At 43.3% G+C, this 12071-nt stretch carries 14 protein-coding genes; 6 read left to right on the top strand and 8 right to left on the bottom strand.

The annotated features are described in order from the left end of the window. Positions 1–4 precede the first annotated feature (4 nt). Both Q0465_RS04810 and Q0465_RS04805 read right to left on the bottom strand, forming a co-directional pair. Positions 5–577, bottom strand: coding sequence for a Crp/Fnr family transcriptional regulator (locus tag Q0465_RS04810; protein WP_298613564.1), 573 nt, complete (start codon positions 575–577; stop codon positions 5–7). 37 nt (positions 578–614) lie between these two features. Then, positions 615–1967 carry an MATE family efflux transporter gene (locus tag Q0465_RS04805; RefSeq protein WP_298613974.1) on the bottom strand — a complete coding sequence of 451 codons (1353 nt, stop codon included), beginning with the start codon at positions 1965–1967 and terminating at the stop codon, positions 615–617. A 426-nt stretch (positions 1968–2393) separates the two neighbouring features. Between Q0465_RS04805 and Q0465_RS04800 the strand changes: the two genes are divergently transcribed. The 3 genes from Q0465_RS04800 to Q0465_RS04790 all read left to right on the top strand — a co-directional run bounded on the left by Q0465_RS04800 (position 2394) and on the right by Q0465_RS04790 (position 4429). Then, complete coding sequence (locus tag Q0465_RS04800) at positions 2394–3461, top strand: winged helix DNA-binding domain-containing protein (RefSeq protein WP_298613561.1); 1068 nt, start codon at positions 2394–2396, stop codon at positions 3459–3461. A 53-nt stretch (positions 3462–3514) separates the two neighbouring features. After that, positions 3515–3814 carry a nitrous oxide-stimulated promoter family protein gene (locus tag Q0465_RS04795; RefSeq protein WP_298613558.1) on the top strand — a complete coding sequence of 100 codons (300 nt, stop codon included), beginning with the start codon at positions 3515–3517 and terminating at the stop codon, positions 3812–3814. 267 nt (positions 3815–4081) lie between these two features. After that, entirely contained in the window at positions 4082–4429 is a 348-nt protein-coding gene (locus tag Q0465_RS04790; protein WP_298613555.1) for a Spx/MgsR family RNA polymerase-binding regulatory protein, read from the top strand. Between the two features lie 76 nt (positions 4430–4505). On the opposite strand, the gene Q0465_RS04785 is transcribed toward Q0465_RS04790, so the two are convergent. Continuing rightward, positions 4506–5033, bottom strand: a complete 528-nt coding sequence (locus Q0465_RS04785; RefSeq protein ID WP_298613552.1) for a DJ-1/PfpI family protein — start codon at positions 5031–5033, stop codon at positions 4506–4508. Between the two features lie 167 nt (positions 5034–5200). Between Q0465_RS04785 and Q0465_RS04780 the strand changes: the two genes are divergently transcribed. From Q0465_RS04780 to Q0465_RS04770, 3 genes are all read left to right on the top strand, one after another. Then, complete coding sequence (locus Q0465_RS04780) at positions 5201–5557, top strand: helix-turn-helix domain-containing protein (protein WP_298613550.1); 357 nt, start codon at positions 5201–5203, stop codon at positions 5555–5557. A gap of 60 nt (positions 5558–5617) precedes the next feature. Further along, positions 5618–6076: a GNAT family N-acetyltransferase gene (locus tag Q0465_RS04775; RefSeq protein ID WP_298613548.1), complete on the top strand. Its 459-nt coding sequence runs from the start codon at positions 5618–5620 to the stop codon at positions 6074–6076. A gap of 207 nt (positions 6077–6283) precedes the next feature. Then, positions 6284–7147 (top strand): nitroreductase family protein, encoded by an 864-nt coding sequence (locus Q0465_RS04770; protein ID WP_298613972.1) that lies wholly within the window; start codon positions 6284–6286, stop codon positions 7145–7147. A 58-nt stretch (positions 7148–7205) separates the two neighbouring features. On the opposite strand, the gene Q0465_RS04765 is transcribed toward Q0465_RS04770, so the two are convergent. Genes Q0465_RS04765 through Q0465_RS04745 form a run of 5 tightly spaced genes read right to left on the bottom strand, consistent with a single transcriptional unit; the run spans position 7206 to position 11838 of the window. Further along, a complete protein-coding gene (locus tag Q0465_RS04765) occupies positions 7206–8684 on the bottom strand; it encodes an NAD(P)/FAD-dependent oxidoreductase (protein WP_298613545.1) in 1479 nt (492 codons plus the stop codon). Further along, a complete protein-coding gene (locus Q0465_RS04760; RefSeq protein WP_298613542.1) occupies positions 8681–9790 on the bottom strand; it encodes a glycosyltransferase family 2 protein in 1110 nt (369 codons plus the stop codon). Before Q0465_RS04760 ends, Q0465_RS04765 begins: the two co-directional genes overlap by 4 nt. A 3-nt stretch (positions 9791–9793) precedes the next feature. Beyond that, positions 9794–10456 carry a carotenoid biosynthesis protein gene (locus tag Q0465_RS04755; RefSeq protein ID WP_298613539.1) on the bottom strand — a complete coding sequence of 221 codons (663 nt, stop codon included), beginning with the start codon at positions 10454–10456 and terminating at the stop codon, positions 9794–9796. Between the two features lie 13 nt (positions 10457–10469). Further along, positions 10470–10997 carry an isopentenyl-diphosphate Delta-isomerase gene (gene idi, locus Q0465_RS04750; protein ID WP_298613535.1) on the bottom strand — a complete coding sequence of 176 codons (528 nt, stop codon included), beginning with the start codon at positions 10995–10997 and terminating at the stop codon, positions 10470–10472. 1 nt (position 10998) lies between these two features. After that, positions 10999–11838, bottom strand: coding sequence for a phytoene/squalene synthase family protein (locus Q0465_RS04745; RefSeq protein WP_298613533.1), 840 nt, complete (start codon positions 11836–11838; stop codon positions 10999–11001). Positions 11839–12071 lie beyond the last annotated feature (233 nt).

Raw genomic sequence — 12071 nt, 5'->3', positions numbered from 1 at the left:
TCCCTTAGGATCCGGATTTTATTCTGGCCCGGATGCGGCTCAGGGATTGAGGAGTAATCATGAGGTAAGAAGCAATGTGTTTTTGGGGTACATATTTCAGTAATTCCGGAGTTTCCCGGATCAGGGTCAGGTAGCGCTCCCGGGCACGCGGGCTGCCGCTGATTAACCAGTTTTCGGTAGAAAGTAATTGCTGTTCCATTAATTTTCGTCCTAAATTGGCTAATTCAATGGAAGAAGAATAAAGCTGATTCAGATCCTTTCCGGAAATACAATAGACCATACTGTCACAGCACGTTTCTATGGAAATATGGGATGTCGAATTGTCGGTATACCCCCAGACGGAAAAAGCAACTTCTCCTGCTGAAGCAAACCAGATGGTGGTATCTACTCCGTCTTTCAGATAATGACCCCGCCAGATTCCCTGCTTGATAAGGTAGAGATTCGTATTTTTTTCTCCTTCTTGGACCACAATTTCTTTCTTTTTAAAATGTATTTCCTGCATACGCCCGATGAGCTGCTGCAGATTATCTTTCGATATGTGGTATCTTTTCTGGAATTTTTCTATAAATGTTTCCATACTCCTGAACTTTCAGATTAATATTCGCAAATATCTATCATCTGCGTGCTGTTAGGCGATCCCTGGCATAAATTCCTCCGATAAAAAGTAACGTCAGCAGTTCTGCCAGAGGTACAGCTAACCAAATGCCTTTTATGTCCCATAATAGAGGGAGCAGTAAGAAACCTGCCGACATGAACACGATTCCGCGTAAAAGAGTTATGATGATTGCCCGCCGGGCTTTTTCGATGCTTTGATAATAACCGATGCCGACCATATTTAAGGCAAAGAAGATAAACCCGAAAGCAAAATACGGCAGACCATTTACTGCAATTTGATATGCGGAATAACTTTCATTTATAAATAAAGCGACAATTTGCCGGCTGAAAAGTGCGGTACTCATAAAAAAACAGATTCCGCTGGCCAGAGCAGCCTTTATCATAAGCATGACCGTACGGGAAATGCGTTCCCGATTCCGTATCCCGAAATTATAACTGATGATGGGTTGGCCCGACTGCGCAATGGCATTATACACCATGAAAATAATCGGGAAAAAGTAACAGGCAATACTGAAAGCTGCAACTCCATCTTCGCCCAGATAGCGGATGAACACATAATTCCCCAGAAACATCATATAAGCTATAGATGCTTCGCTGATAAAAGCCGAGGACCCGAGTTTTCCCATGCGGACAATATTAGCGTAAGTAAGTTGCAGGCTTTTCCGATTGATGATTATCCGGCAAAGCCGTAGTTTTTGCGAAAGGCGTGTCAGGTAAAGTAAGGTCATCAGTCCCCCTAACAGAGTCCCCAAACTGGTAGCAAAAGCCGCTCCCATCAGTCCCCAACCGAACCGGAAGATAAAGATATAATCCAGTATGACGTTCGTGACAGCTGCAACGACATTGCATAGCATGGCATAATTGGGAGAACCGTCCAGCCGGATAAAAAACATCCCTGCACTGAGTAACAGATAGGCAACCAGAAAAGGAATATACCATTTCATGTATTCGGTTACATCCGGAAGCAGTCGTTCCGAACTGCCCAATAATTTGCCTACCGGTTCTATAAATATGCAACATACAGCCGACAGCAGTATAATCAGTAAGGAGGAAACTGTCAGGGCCTGTGTTATATTGATATTGGCTGCTTTAATTTTACCCCGGGAAAGATGAATCGAAGCTACGACAGAAGCTCCTACCCCGAACATTAATCCTATTCCGGTGGTGATCATAAACAAAGGGGCTGTAATATTGACAGCGGCCAGGGCATCACTGCCTATGCCTTTCCCGACAAATATTCCGTCTGTAATGACAAAGACAGCAGAAAAAACCATACCCAGTACAGTCGGAATTAATAATTTCCAGAATAATTTGGAAATATCTGTACGTCCGAAATCAATACTATCTCTCATCATCTTTCATTTTTGTTTAACAAGGGTACAAAGGTAAGGCATTCGTGAAAAAATAAAATTACCAATTGGTAATTTCTTTAAGCTGAAAAGAGGTTTTGGAAAAGGATAGCGGAAAAAAGGTTTATGTTATTCAGGCTAAAATGCTTTTTTATGAAAATTACAGGTGCTGTAGGTAAATATAGAAAGTACAACTGCCGTTCTAAAGCAAGAAGGTTATAACAGGAGACATAAAAATCAGTTTATCGGGAAAGAGTTATTTCCAGTAAAATTGGAAAGGAAATTTTGTGTTATTAAAAGTAATTTTACCAAATTGCGGAAAAATTATAGCTAACCGTTCAGCGTGAAAAATCTTTTCCCTGACCTTATTTTTTGAAAAATTTGTAGAGGTAAATGGTTCGTTTTGGAAACGGAAAAGATTCAGAGGATATGAAATTAGAAGATAAAATTGCAGATATTCGTTTGGTTTCCCAGCAATTGGCCCTTCCGGATTTTGAAAGGCCGGAGGAGTTGGTATCCTGGATGGGTGCTGTACAGGCACAGGATTATACAATGTCGAAATGGGCGATTGGAGTAAGAATAAAGTCGGGTACACTCCGGCAAATCGATGAGGCGATAAGGAAAGGGGAAATTGTGCGGGCGCATGTGATGCGTCCGACCTGGCATTTTGTGGCAGGAAAGGATTTACGGTGGATGCAGCAGCTTACTGCTCCGCGTATAAAAAAGACCGTTGATGCCTGGGTAAAGGCAAGCGGAATGGTTATACCGGAAAGTATGTATACGAAATGCAATGATCTGATCGGTAAAATGTTGTCGGGTCACCGCTGTCTTACCCGGGAAGAGATTGAGCAGGAGTTAGACCGGGCAGGGATGCCGACGGCAGACGACCGTGTCAGGCGCTATCTTCTGCGTGCGGAGACCGAGGGACTTGTTTGTAATGGTGCAGACCGGGCAGGCAAGCCTGCTTATACTTTAGTGGATGAGCATATCCCTTTCAGCCGGAAATTGCAGCGGGAAGAAGCTTTAGCTGAATTGGCACTTCGTTATTTCCGCAGCCATTCGCCGGCAACTGTAAAAGATTTTGTATGGTGGTCCGGGTTGACTGTAAGCGAAGCAAAGCAGGCCATCGGGTTGATACAGGGACAGCTGGTCCGGGAAATTTCCGGTTCACAGGAATTGTGGTGTTATGCTTTTTATAAAGAAAGAAAAGGGAAAGAAGTATTGCATTTTTTGCCGCCTTATGATGAATACCTGGTGAGTTATAAGGACAGAACCCCGGTACTTTTGCAAAAATATCACCCCAAAGCGTTTAACAGATGGGGAATTTTTTATCCTGTCGTTCTCTATAACGGGCAGATTGTCGGAAATTGGAAAAAGATATCTGAAAAGGGAGAACTTCAGTGTGCAACTTCCTTTTTTGAGTCTGAACCGGAAGTAGATGCCGGAATGATAAGAAAAGCTGAGGAAAGCTATCGGAATTTTTTAAGAATGAAATAGGAAGACTGTTCAGCAAATAATTGTTCAGGACGTATGGATTTAAATTTGGAAGAATGGGGATGACACGTATCGGATGGGAGAAAAAAGTGGTGGGTATTATGATTCGGCTCTATTGCCGTAAAAAAGAAGGAAATGAGCAATTGTGCGGAAATTGCAAACGCTTGTTGGCGTATGCCTGCGCGCGGCTGGACCATTGTCCTTTCGGAGAACGGAAAACGGTTTGTAAACATTGTCCTGTACATTGCTATAAACCGGAATTACGGCAGCAGATGCGGGACGTCATGCGTTTTGCCGGTCCCCGTATGTTGTTTTATCATCCCTTAACGGCTTTGCGACATTTACTGAAAAGGTGAAAAAACTGGATCTGCAAAAAGGGAAAAATACTGTTTCAGGTATAGAGAAATAAACAGAAAAATTTTTCGCAATGCCGGGATAGAAAGAGTGGACCGGACCTGCTCCCCCTCCGTGCAGTATGCTTCCTCTGTATACGTTTGGCGGATCGTGCAGACAGATGGGAAGAGAAACTTTTATTTTTGACGGAAACAGAAGACTGTGTAAGAATAAGGTCTTTAATAAAGGAGAGAAGCATGATATTTTTTGATTTTTATTTATAGCAAAAAATGAAAAAATATTTATTTATAGCATATCCGGGTTGCAGTACTTGCCGGGCTGCCCGAAAATGGCTGGAAGAACATCAGATAGAATTTGAAGAACGGCATATTGCGGAACGAAAACCTACCGAAGAAGAGCTGTTAATGTGGGTGGCAAACAGTGGCCTGGCTGTAGAAAAATTTTTTAATACCGGTGGATGGGTATATAAATCCTTACAATTAAAAAATAAATTGTTAGAGATGAATGAAAGGGAAAAAATTCATCTGTTGGCGACAGACAGTATGTTAATCAAACGTCCGTTATTGGTGGGGAAAGATCGGGTATGGGTCGGTTTTAAACCGGAAAACTGGTCTTAGGAAGTGCTGTAGCGGCTGAAATTGAGGCGATATTTTTCTTATTAAATACCGCCTCTCTTGTCGATATACTTCTATATTATTGCAGGGCTTCCAATAATCGGGGCATCAGGTCCGGGAGGGTATGTTCACATTGTGCCGTATAGAAATTGTCATCTACGGTAGCGGTATCGTCGGTGGCTATGCCTTTTTGAATAGCTGGTTTGGCTAACGGATGGATAGACAATTTTTTACCTTCCGTGATGCCTGCAATTTCAAATATTAGGCCGGCAGCACAATGTCCCGCCATAATTTTATGTTTCCCGGCAAATTCCCGGATTACTTCTAATAGATCGGTATTGAAGGGTTTTGCCGCATTGTTCTGGAAAACAGGTACCGCATCCCCGCAGGAAAATACTAAAGCATCATAGGATTCAGACTGACCTTTCAAATGAGCAATTACATCGTCTGACTGTAAAACAATTCCTGAATTTGTTGAAATCGTTTTGCTATCGGAAACAGCGAAAACTTTGTAAGAAACCCCTTTTTCATAAAAAGTTTCGAGATACTGGAATAAACCAAATCCGTTTACCGGATTTACCGCTAATACTGCTACTCGTTTTGCCATAATTGTAAATTTATAATTGAAACAATAGTTCTTTTTAGTAAGTTTATTACTTTTGTAATGTAAAGGTAGGGGCTATTTTTAGCATAAACAAGAACGGACATGAAGATAAGCTACTTACCTCCGTGTAACTAATATTGAAAAACAATCGGATAGATATTTGTTAAAAAATGCAAAAATTTCATCATGCCACCCTGTGTCCTGTCCGGGATATACTTAGCCGTTTGAGTAGCAAATGGGCTATGTTAATTTTGATCACCTTGAATGCGAATAAAACGATGCGTTTCAGTGATATTCAGAAAAGCATAGGGGATATTTCCCAACGTATGCTGACAGTTTCTTTGCGGACTTTGGAAGCCGATGGTCTGATCAGTCGCGAGGTTTTTCCGGAAGTTCCTCCCCGGGTAGAGTATTGTCTGACGGAAAGAGGATATAGTTTAATTCCTTATATTCAAGGGTTAGTGGATTGGGCATTGTCGAATATGCCGCAAATTCTGAATGAACGGCAGGGGAAGGAATTTTTGTAAAGGGAAACCCTGTTATGGGAGGGGGAGGAAATCAGAAATAGGTAAAAATTCAGAGCAGCAATGGAGAAAATCGTTTCGGAAAGAAGTATCATCCCGGCCTGTACGGGCCGGAAAGGTGAATTGCTTGCCCTGTGGGAGCAGTCGGTGAGGACCACTCATACTTTTCTGAAAGAGGCGGACATAAAAGCGTTATTTCCCTTTGTCAGCGAAGCTTTGGAAAAGGTCGGAAGACTTCTTTGCATTTGTAATGAGGCCGGACAGGCGGAAGCTTTTATGGGAGTTGACGGGGATAAACTCGAGATGTTATTTGTGCATCCCCTTAGCCGGGGAAAAGGAATAGGAAAAGTACTCGTCAGGCATGCCATACAGAATCTGGGGGTATGTTATGTCGATGTAAATGAGCAAAATCTTTTGGCTCTCGGTTTTTATCAGTATATGGGATTCCGGGTATACGATCGTTCCGCTTTGGATGGGCAGGGGAACCCCTTTCCCATTTTGCACATGAAACTGAAAAAGTAAGGCAGGTGAACGATAATATGCCGGCCGGGCAGAAAAGTTTTACCGGTTTGAATAAAGGATGGGAATTGAAAAATTCTTATCTTTAAAGATTGTAAGATAAAGGAGAGCGGGGAATGTTGTAGGAAGTTTTTTGTACAAGTAAGATGAAAAAACAGGGGAAGGATAGGGAACAGAAAAATAGTACATGAATTCAATTGAGAAAAAATGATGGAATTGACTTTGAATATTAATCCGGAAAAATGTATCCGTTGTGGAAAATGTGTCCGGATTTGTCCTTCTCTGATCTTGCGGCAGCAAGACCGGGGAGGAGAGGTGGAGGTGAGGGAATTGCAAAATTGCATTGTTTGCGGGCATTGCGTTGCTGTGTGCCCGGAAGCAGCAGTGGAACATTCTGCCTTTCCGCCGGCAAAAGTACATGCATTTGACTATAAGGATTACCCTACTGCAGAGCAAATGTTGCTGTTGTGTAAGGCAAGGCGTTCGAACCGGGCTTTTTCGGATAAGCCGGTCCCGGAGGAAATGTTAAGGCAAATTGTGGAAGCTGCTCACCGGGCTCCGACAGCCAGTAATGCACAGGAGCTGATGTATACGGTAGTGACGGATCCCGTAAAATTACGTTCTGTGACGGAGTTTACATTAGGTGTATTCCGTTCGGCCTTAAAGAAAATGCAAAATCCCTTGTTGTCTCCTTTGGTAAAATGGCTGATGCCGGAAGCTTTTCGTTATGTTCCCGTATTCGAGCGGTTGTTGGGAGAAGATGCCAGGGGAAACGACTTGATTTTGCGGAAAGCGAAGGCTGTCGTTTTCATACATGCTCCTAAAGAAAGCCGGTTTGGCTGTCAGGATGCTAATCTGGCCTATCAGAATGGTTCATTGATGGCCGAATGTCTGGGGGTGAGTCAATTCTATACCGGATTTGTTTGTTCGGCAATTGAGCAGGAGAAAAAGGGGAGTTTGGAAAAAATGTTGGGAATAGAGGGAAAAATTTATGCCGGAATGGCTTTAGGCATGCCGGCGTTCCGGTATATCCGCTACATTGACCGGCAAGAGACCGGGATCAAAAAGTTGTAAATCTGTCCGGATAAGCGGCAGAAAAATGAGCGGACAATTTTGTTTGTAAAAGATAAAATTACGGGATAATTTTTTCTTCGATTCTTTCTACGGTCAATTTTGAGCCGATAATGGCCATGGGCAGGCCTGTACCGGGAACGGTGGAAGCTCCGACATAAAATACATTGGGGAAAATCTCGTCGTAATTGCGGGGACGGAAAGCTCCTACCTGCATCATATCGTGTGCTAATCCGAGTCCGCTGCCCCGGTAGAGGTTAAAGCGGCTTTCCCAATCGAGTGGAGTATAGATGGTGCGGCTGATAATATGGGGGTGAACATTCAGGCCAATGCGGGCAGAAAAGTCGGCAAGTATATTGTCGGCAAGTGCGTCACGGTCGTCCCAGTGCGGCTTGAATCGCAAATCCGGTACCGGAACGACGAAAAAAAGGGCTTCTGCATTTTCGGGGGCGCAACCGAGGTTATGCCGGGAGATAACATTTACATAATAATAGGGCGTTTCGGAGGTTTGAGGTTGGCGGAATACTTTTCCGGCATATTCGCGGAAATTATTGCCGAGATAATAATTGTGGAGTTGTATTTGGGGCAGTTTACAGTCGATGCCGATATACATAGTCATCACCCCCATTGTCCAGCCCATCCGGTCGAGGCGTTTCTCATTAAAAGCCCGGCGTTTGAAAATTTTGCCCCGGAATGCGGCCGCATCTGCGTTTATGACGTAAAGGTCAGCGCTATGGGAAATATTATTTTGGTCTGTGAGGGCAGTCAAACGGTTTCCCTTATATTTTGCATTTACAATTTCTGTGTTATAGGTGATTTTCACACCGGCTTTGTGGAGTTCGTTCACTAAACCTTCGATGATTTTATACATACCCCCTTCGACGTTGAAATAACCGTCGTGCCGGAATTCAGTATAGGAAAGCAGCGAGTAGACAGCACTGGTATCAAAAGGGGTGCGTCCGAGAAAGAAAGATACCAGGGAAATGATTTGCCGGGCTTCATCCGATGAAAAATAATGGCTGATATGGCGCCAGAAAGTGGAGAATAGCACAGGGAGCAAGACGGGATTGACCTTCATTAACTTGGAAAAATAATCCCGTAATGAACCGAAATTTTGTTTTACTACAATGTCAATTGTAGAATCGAAAATTTCGCGGCTTTTTTCGAGATAACGTTCCATTTTTACGGCAAAATCCGGTTCGGTATCTTTGAATTGTTCAGCTAAACGGTTGATATCCCGGTAAAGCTGGAAAGTACGGGAAGGATTGCGGAAGTTTACAGTATAAAGGGGATCGACAGTATGGTAGTGAAAAGGCAGCTGAATATTACAGTCGCGGGCAAATGCTTCGAATTCGTAAGACATACTGAAAAAACTGGGACCGGTATCGAATGTAAAACCGTCTTTACGGATCCGGTTTACACGTCCTCCGGCCTGGGGATTTTTTTCCAGGATTTCTACAGCATAATTTCTTTTTGCTAAGCGCAGGGCTGTCGCTAATCCGCCGATTCCAGCCCCTACGATGAGTACATTTCGTTTCATTTGTGTTTTACGTTTAAAATGTTCCTTCCTTTCCATTCCTGATGTTTTCTTCTGCGGCCGAGAAAGGCGCGAAATAAGATGAAGCCCATATTCCATTGTTGGGCTATTGATCCGATTAGATTTACGGCCAGGGATTGATGGCAGGTCCTGGCGACAAGTATGCGCACAATTGCTCTTAGTCCGAAATAGAAAAATAGGATTTTCCAGCCGAATGCCAGTCCGGTAATGAGCCATCCCCAGCCGGTGAATACCCAGAATAGGAAACCTAATATAAGGCTGTCCCCGAAAAATCCGGCTATATTGCGGGCAAAACCGTCTATCGCCTGATGGCGTGAAGTATACATGCGGCAGGAAATATCCCGTATGCCTGTCAGGCAGGCGACACGCATTCCGGCTTTTTTGTACAAACGTGAAATGGCAATGTCTTCCACAGCATTGTCGCGTACTTCCCGATGAGGTTGGAGCCGGTGATAGCTATCGGCTTGAAATAACATAAACTGACCGTTTGCGGCGGCTAGTGCGCTCTGGTCCGCTATTTTATATACCAAGGATAAAGGCAGTAATGTCAGCAGGATATAAGTCATCAGAGGTACAGTCGCTTTTTCACCGTTTGTTTGCATAATCTGACGGGGAAAAACGGATAGCAGTCCTGCTTGTAATTCCTGGGCTACACGGAGTAGGGGATCCATTCCGTCCTTGCCGATCCGGACATCTGCATCCAGAAAGAGCAGATAATTTCCCCGGGCCTGACGAGCAAGCTGATAGCAGGCAAAATTTTTTCCCAACCAGCCGTCTGGCAGTTCTGCACTACGGAATATCCGGATGTTGGGATGTTGGGTAGCCAGTTGATTCACAACAGAATAGGTATCATCTTCCGAATGGTCGTCGCAAATAATGATTTCCAGAGGCGGGTAGGCTTGTTTTAAGAGGTCGCTGAGCAATAAGGGAAGGGTTTTTTCTTCATTGCGGGCAGGAATCAGTATGGAGGTCTGACGGATAATTTGCCGGCCGTTTTGAGGTAAAGGCTTTTGGCTTAACCAATTAGACAAAGCTACCCCTAATTGTATAAAAAGAAAACCGATAACGATACCTGCCAGGATTTCCATAGTTTATTGAATATAAAGGATGACACAGATATACATGATAATTTGGAGCAATAGCAGAGGGAGGGCCATATTGTTGCGGGTGATAAGCTGATTGCGGTGGATGAGCCACTGAAAAATCAAGGCTAATACGAACCAGCTTATGTAATTTCCGAAAGGGATATGGCCTTTTTCCCAATACCACAGCTGCATATACGGAGCTGCCTGTTCGAGTAACAAATCATAGGCGAGCATACCGAGGGCTGCATAGACAATCCGGTAAGCAGGGGCTGAGGCTGTATTATGCACCACTGCTGCCCAGGCATAACTGAGAAAAAGCCAATTGATACCGATGAGGGGAGGAGTTCCTCCCCAACGGATTCCAAAATGGTCTGTATAGTGATAATTACCGAAAATCCAGCCCGTTTGTATTCCGATCCACTCCACCAGAAAACCTGAAATCGTAATGAGAATAAAAATGACTATCATTCGGCGGGTATAAACGGTTTGAGCGAAAAATAAAAGGACAAAAGTTGTAATGAGGAGGGCTACCGGTGTTAAACGAAGAGCTTCTTCCCGGGTATTGGGGGTAAGTATACTGATGATCCCCATCCCGTATACAAAAAAAGCGACGAGTATCCAACTGATAAAGAGAACAGATTTGCGGGAGATAAATTCCAGTCGTTTCATCAGGCGGAAAGATTTAGTGATGTTTGAGAATTTCAGGAAAAATTTTTCGGAACCAAACCGTATAATATCCGGGATGAGCTTCTATATCCCGGATAAGGAAATCGGAGTTGAAATATCCCCATTCTCTGACTTCGGCAGGATTAATCTCCGGTAGTTCGGTGGTAATTCCCGTAAATACATGATCGTATTCATATTCTGTTAACCCGTGGTCCAGGGCAGTTTTATAAAGGAAACAAAATCGTTTTTCAAGCGGGCAGGCCAATCCCAGTTCTTCCCGGGTCCGCCTTCGAGCTGCTGTATCCGGTGCTTCCTCGGGATAGGGATGGGTGCAGCAGGCATTTGACCAGAGTCCTCCGGAATGATACTTATGGAGGGCGCGTCTTTGTAAGAGCCATTCTCCGTGTGAATTAAAAAGGAATACCGATACGGCCCGGTGGAGCAAACCTTGCCGGTGAACTTCCATTTTTTCCATATAACCGATAGGCTGATCGTGCAGATCTACAAGGACAATTTGCGAAGAGAGAGGGCCGGGATTTTTCATTTCAGATTAAGTTTATCTTGTGGAGGATTAAAGTCCTTGAAAGTAATATGACTTTACTTAGATTCGGTATACGGATACGATGCTTAACCAATTTGCGGGCCGGTGTTTTTTTGATTTTTTGAAGCAGTTTAGTATAGTAAATATAAGCAACAAATACGCCCAGACGAGCGTTAGAAGGTAATTGACGTATACCTTCGTAAGCTTCTGCGAATTCTGCTTCTATTTCTGTAATGATTTGTTGTTTGTGTTTTTCATTGAAATGCCGGCATTTCAATTCCGGGAAATAATTGCGGTTTAATATTTCCAGATCGGTATGCAAATCCCGTAAAAAATTTACTTTTTGAAACGCTGAACCCAATTTAATGGCAGGTTGTTGTAATTTTTCGTAGAGGGCCTCGTCTTTTCCCGTGAATACCCGGAGGCACATCAGGCCTACAGCCGAAGCTGAACCGTAAATATATTCTTCGGCATCGCTCTTGCTGGTATAATCGGACAGGGTAAGATCCGCCCGCATGCTGTTTAGAAAAGCTTTTACAAGATGCCGGTCGATGTGATATTTTCTGACAGTTATCTCAAAAGCATTGATGACAGGATTCGTACTTATGCCATAGTGACTGGCCTCGGTATATTCTTCTTCAAAACGGTTTAGCAGTTTAGTCCGGTCGTACTCTGTAAAGCTGTCTACAATTTCATCCGCTAAACGCACAAATCCATAAATACTGAAAATGGCCTCCCGGATATTTTTGTGTAATAGATTAGCGGCTGAAAAAAAGGAAGTGCTGTAGTTACTGGTAATTGTACGTGATATATCGAATCCGGTACGGGCATATAAACTATCCATAGAATTTCTGCTTTTATCAGATTTACGTAAGGGGAGAAAGAAAGTTACTTTTTAAAAGTATTTAAAAAAAGTGTTGTTAAAAAAGTAAAGAATAGCGAAATGATGAAAATCGTTTCGGGGTCTTTAAAAAGATAAACAAATAGCAAAAAGACAAATCAAGTAACGGAAAACATGGAAAAAAGCCATTCGACGGCTTATTCCTTACCTTTTTATGGGGTTATCGATTTCCTAAA

The organism is uncultured Odoribacter sp. (assembly GCF_937966165.1).
GTDB lineage: Bacteria > Bacteroidota > Bacteroidia > Bacteroidales > Marinifilaceae > Culturomica.
Note: the sequence above shows the minus strand (reverse complement) of the source record. Positions and strands in the feature narration are given on the sequence as shown.

What these genes read in the sequence shown, in the direction of transcription:
- Q0465_RS04745 (WP_298613533.1), bottom strand. Translation starts at nt 11,838, where the DNA reads ATGGATAGTTTATATGCCCGTACCGGATTCGATATATCACGTACAATT.
- Q0465_RS04775 (WP_298613548.1), top strand. Translation starts at nt 5,618, where the DNA reads ATGGAGAAAATCGTTTCGGAAAGAAGTATCATCCCGGCCTGTACGGGC.
- Q0465_RS04795 (WP_298613558.1), top strand. Translation starts at nt 3,515, where the DNA reads ATGGGGATGACACGTATCGGATGGGAGAAAAAAGTGGTGGGTATTATG.
- Q0465_RS04765 (WP_298613545.1), bottom strand. Translation starts at nt 8,684, where the DNA reads ATGAAACGAAATGTACTCATCGTAGGGGCTGGAATCGGCGGATTAGCG.
- Q0465_RS04760 (WP_298613542.1), bottom strand. Translation starts at nt 9,790, where the DNA reads ATGGAAATCCTGGCAGGTATCGTTATCGGTTTTCTTTTTATACAATTA.
- Q0465_RS04800 (WP_298613561.1), top strand. Translation starts at nt 2,394, where the DNA reads ATGAAATTAGAAGATAAAATTGCAGATATTCGTTTGGTTTCCCAGCAA.
- Q0465_RS04805 (WP_298613974.1), bottom strand. Translation starts at nt 1,967, where the DNA reads ATGAGAGATAGTATTGATTTCGGACGTACAGATATTTCCAAATTATTC.
- Q0465_RS04755 (WP_298613539.1), bottom strand. Translation starts at nt 10,456, where the DNA reads ATGAAACGACTGGAATTTATCTCCCGCAAATCTGTTCTCTTTATCAGT.
- Q0465_RS04785 (WP_298613552.1), bottom strand. Translation starts at nt 5,033, where the DNA reads ATGGCAAAACGAGTAGCAGTATTAGCGGTAAATCCGGTAAACGGATTT.
- Q0465_RS04810 (WP_298613564.1), bottom strand. Translation starts at nt 577, where the DNA reads ATGGAAACATTTATAGAAAAATTCCAGAAAAGATACCACATATCGAAA.
- Q0465_RS04770 (WP_298613972.1), top strand. Translation starts at nt 6,284, where the DNA reads ATGGAATTGACTTTGAATATTAATCCGGAAAAATGTATCCGTTGTGGA.
- Q0465_RS04790 (WP_298613555.1), top strand. Translation starts at nt 4,082, where the DNA reads ATGAAAAAATATTTATTTATAGCATATCCGGGTTGCAGTACTTGCCGG.
- idi (WP_298613535.1), bottom strand. Translation starts at nt 10,997, where the DNA reads ATGAAAAATCCCGGCCCTCTCTCTTCGCAAATTGTCCTTGTAGATCTG.
- Q0465_RS04780 (WP_298613550.1), top strand. Translation starts at nt 5,201, where the DNA reads ATGCAAAAATTTCATCATGCCACCCTGTGTCCTGTCCGGGATATACTT.